This window comes from Nocardiopsis sp. TNDT3 (assembly GCF_003427465.1).
In the GTDB taxonomy this organism is placed as follows: Bacteria; Actinomycetota; Actinomycetes; order Streptosporangiales; family Streptosporangiaceae; genus Nocardiopsis; species Nocardiopsis dassonvillei.
Genome location: NZ_QPFC01000573.1, coordinates 1 through 4,118 on the forward strand (window position 1 = coordinate 1; position 4,118 = coordinate 4,118).

The following is a 4,118-nucleotide window of genomic DNA, read 5'->3' on the forward strand; positions in this document are numbered from 1 at the left end:
GCCGTGTCCGGAACCTTTCGCGCCCGGCCGTCGCGTGGACCGAGCCGGTCCCGCCCGCGACCGTCCGCGCCCGGCCCCGCCCGGAGCGCCAGGCGCCCCGGAGCGCGTGTGTCCGAACGCACACGACGGCTCGTCTCGCGGCCTCGCCCCTCCCTCCCGGGCGGCTTCCCCGCAGGTGACGGCGGTGGAGGTCCGTCGACAGCCCTCCCCGACGCGCCCCGGAGAGCCCGCACACCTACCAGCGAGACGCACGGAACACCGTTTTCCGCGGGACCCGCTGGAACTACGACACGCTGTAGAACTACGATTTGTAGTACTACCGGCGGTCGGTACTTGGAGAGGCGGGTATGGAAGCCCTTGAACTCGCGAGGTGGCAGTTCGGTGTCACCACGATCTACCACTTCCTGTTCGTACCCCTGACCATCGGGCTGTCGTTCATCGTGGCCGTGCTCCAGACCCTCTGGTACCGCACCGGCAGGCACGAGTACCTGCAGGCCACCCAGTTCTTCGGCAAGCTCTTCCTCATCAACTTCGCCATGGGCGTGGTCACCGGCATCGTGCAGGAGTTCCAGTTCGGCATGAACTGGAGCGAGTACTCCCGCTTCGTCGGCGACGTCTTCGGCGCCCCGCTGGCCATGGAGGCCCTGCTCGCCTTTTTCCTGGAGTCCACCTTCATCGGGCTGTGGATCTTCGGCTGGCACCGGCTGCCGCGGGGCGTCCACCTGGCCTGCATCTGGGCGGTCGCCATCGGCACCAACCTCTCGGCGTACTTCATCCTCGCCGCCAACGCCTGGATGCGGCACCCCGTGGGCTACACGGTCAACGAGGAGAACGGGCGCGCCGAGCTCACCGACATCTGGGCCGTGCTCAGCAACGACCAGGCCTGGTCCACCTACCTGCACACCGTCTCGGCCGCGTTCGTCACCGCCGGGCTGTTCGTCGTGGCGGTCAGCGCCTACAAGCTCTGGCGCAACAGCCACCACAACGACACCGGCGTCCCCGGTGTGGTCCCGCCCCGGAAGGACTTCGCCCTGTTCCGCGGCACGCTCAAGGTCGGCCTGGTCTTCACCCTGGTAGCCGGTGCCCTGGTGGTCTTCTCCGGCGACCACCAGGCCAAGCTCGCCGCCGAGTACGAGCCGATGAAGCTCGCCGCCGCCGAGGCCCTGTGGGAGACCGAGGAGGGCGCGGCCTTCTCCGCCCTGGCCGTTGGCGACACCGAGGAGCGCTACAACCCCATCGACATCACCATCCCCAACGTGCTCAGCTTCCTCGCCACCGGCCAGTTCGACGGCGAGGTGCACGGGATGAACAACCTGGAGGAGGCCTACGACGAGTACTACGGCCCCGGGGACTACACCCCCAACGTGTTCGTCGTGTACTGGTCCTTCCGCCTGATGATGGGCCTGGGCATGTTCGGGGTGGCGGTGGCCGCGCTCGGCCTCCTGCTCACCTGGGGCAGGGAGCGCACCCCGACCAGCAAGTGGTTCTACTACGCGGCCATGCTCGCGCTGCCCTCGGCGCTGGCCGCCAACATCTTCGGCTGGGTGCTCACCGAGATGGGCCGCCAGCCCTGGACCGTGCACGGTGAGCTGCTCACCGCGGCCAGCGTCTCCCCCGGGGTGAGCTTGGGGGCCGTCGCGGCGAGCCTGGCCGGGTTCACCGCGGTGTACGGGGTGCTCTTCGTCGTCGAGGTCGGCCTGCTCCTGAAGTACGTCAAGGCCGGACCCTCCCACCTCGTCCCCGACCTGGAGGACGACGAGGACGAGTCCAAGATCCCGCACTTCAGCTACTAGGAGCCAAGGACCATGGAACTGGCCGTCATCTGGTTCACCGCCATCTCGGTCCTGTGGATCGGGTACTTCGTCCTGGAGGGGTTCGACTTCGGGGTGGGCACGCTCATGCCCTTCATGGGCAGGCGCGACTCCGTCGACCGCCGGGTCGCCATCAACGCGATCGGGCCGGTCTGGGACGCCAACGAGGTGTGGCTGATCACCGCCGTCGGCGCGACCTTCGCCGCCTTCCCCGCCTGGTACGCCTCCCTGCTCAGCGGGTTCTACGCACCGGTGTTCCTCATCCTCGTCGCGCTGATCCTGCGCGGCGTGGCGTTCGAGTACCGGGGCAAGCGCGACAGCTCCGTGTGGCGCGCCTGGTGGGACCGGGCGATCTTCGCGGGCAGCACCGCGCCCGCCTTCCTGTGGGGCGTGATCTTCGCCAACGTCGTCCGGGGTGTGGCCATGGGCTCGGACCAGGTGGTCACCTCCTCGGTGGCCGACCTGCTCAACCCCTACGCCCTGCTCGGCGGGCTGACGACGCTGTCCCTGTTCACCCTGCACGGGGCGATCTTCCTGACCCTGAAGACCGACGGGCCGGTGCGGACCCGCGCGCGCCGGGCCGCCCTGTGGTCCGCGTGCGCCGCGGTACCGCTGGGCTCGGTCTTCCTGGCCTGGACCCAGCTCGCCCACGGCGACGGGACCACGACCCTGCCGCTCGTCGCCCTCTCCGCCGCCGCCCTGGCGGGCGGGGTCGCGGCGGCCTGGCGGCGCCGCGAGGGGTGGTCGTTCGCCTGCACCGCGGTGACCATCCTCACCGCGTTCGCCGCCCTGTTCACCGCGCTGTTCCCGAACGTGCTGCCCTCCACCACCGACCCCGCGTTCAGCCTGACCGTCGCGAACGCCTCCTCCGCCGAGTACACGCTGACCGTGATGTCGTGGGTGGCGGTGGTGTTCCTGCCGCTCGTGCTCCTCTACCAGGGGTGGAGCTACTGGGTGTTCCGCAGGAGGGTGACCGGCGAGACCGTGACGGGGGCGACCGTCACCCGCACCGACCACGGGGACAGGAACCCCGAACCCGCAGCCTGAGCGCGCCGCGGAGCCTCCCGGCGGACGCACCCGCCCGGGAGGCTTCCGGCCGCCCCGTCCGGAGGAGGGCCGCGGGGTCGGCCGGTCCGCGGGGCGCACCCGGTGGATACTGGGGCCGTCGCGCCCGCTCCGGCCGACCGGGACGGCACCGTGCCACCGTGAAGGCCCCAGCCACTCCGGGTCAGCCGTGCACCCGACCCGAACGACGTCGTGAGGTCCCGCACCCATGAAGCCCCTTGACCCGCGCCTGGTGCGCACCGCCAGCGCGGTACGCGCGCACCTGGCCGTCTCCGTGGCCAGCGGAGTGCTCATCACCGGCCTGATCCTGGTCCAGGCCTGGCTGCTGGCCCGCGCCGTCACCGGCGCCTGGCGGGGCGAGGGGCTGGAGACCCTGGGCTGGGTGGTCGGCGCGGTCGCGGCCGTCGCCGTGGTCCGGGCCCTGCTGTCCTACGTGGCCGAGACCTCCGCGCTGCACAGCGCCGCGCGCACCAAGTCGCAGCTGCGCCGCCGGCTGGTGGCGCACGTGACCGGGTCGGGCAGGGTGTGGGCCGCCGAACCCGGAGGCGAGCAGGGCTCACCCAAGGCGGGAGAGCTGGTCACCCTGGCCACCCGGGGCCTGGACGCGCTCGACGACTACTTCGCCCGCTACCTGCCCCAGCTGGTCCTGGCCGCGATCGTGCCGCTCGCCGTGCTGGGGGTGGTGTTCTGGGCCGACTGGATCTCGGGGATCGTCATCCTGGTGACGGTGCCGCTGATCCCGGTGTTCATGGCGCTGATCGGCATGCACACCCAGCAGCGCACCGACCGGCAGTGGAAGCTGCTGAGCCGTCTGGGCGGACACTTCCTGGACGTGGTGGAGGGGCTGCCGACCCTGGCCGTGTTCCGCCGGGCCAAGGCGCAGGCCGAGATCCTGCGCCGGGTGGGCGAGGACCACCGGCGGGCGACGATGGGGACGCTGCGGATCGCCTTCCTGTCGGCGTTCGCGCTGGAGCTGCTGTCCACCCTGGCGGTGGCGCTGGTCGCGGTGGAGGTGGGCCTGCGCCTGCTGGGCGGCCACATGGACTACCAGACGGCGCTGCTGGTGCTGATCCTGGCGCCGGAGGCCTACCTGCCGCTGCGCGAGGTGGGCGCCCGGTTCCACGCGAGCATGGAGGGCGTGTCCGCCGCCGAGCAGGTGTTCACCGAGCTGGAACGCGGACGCGGAACGGCGCGGACCGGGGCCGCAGCCTCCGACGACACCGCCGAGGGCCCGGCGGCGGG

General features: G+C 71.3%; 3 protein-coding genes. All 3 read left to right on the forward strand.

Annotation, left to right across the window (positions count from 1 at the left end; all coding sequences use genetic code 11):
- Nucleotides 1-347: 347 nt before the first annotated feature.
- On the forward strand, nt 348-1,793 hold the full coding sequence (locus tag DQW06_RS14680) for a cytochrome ubiquinol oxidase subunit I (protein ID WP_094800972.1): 1,446 nt from the start codon (nt 348-350) through the stop codon (nt 1,791-1,793).
- A 12-nt stretch (nt 1,794-1,805) separates the two neighbouring features.
- On the forward strand, nt 1,806-2,858 hold the full coding sequence (gene cydB, locus DQW06_RS14685; protein ID WP_013151255.1) for a cytochrome d ubiquinol oxidase subunit II: 1,053 nt from the start codon (nt 1,806-1,808) through the stop codon (nt 2,856-2,858).
- Between the two features lie 226 nt (nt 2,859-3,084).
- Nucleotides 3,085-4,118, forward strand: a 1,034-nt coding sequence (locus DQW06_RS14690) for an ABC transporter ATP-binding protein/permease (RefSeq protein WP_255418238.1), incomplete at its 3' end; no start/stop codon positions are given.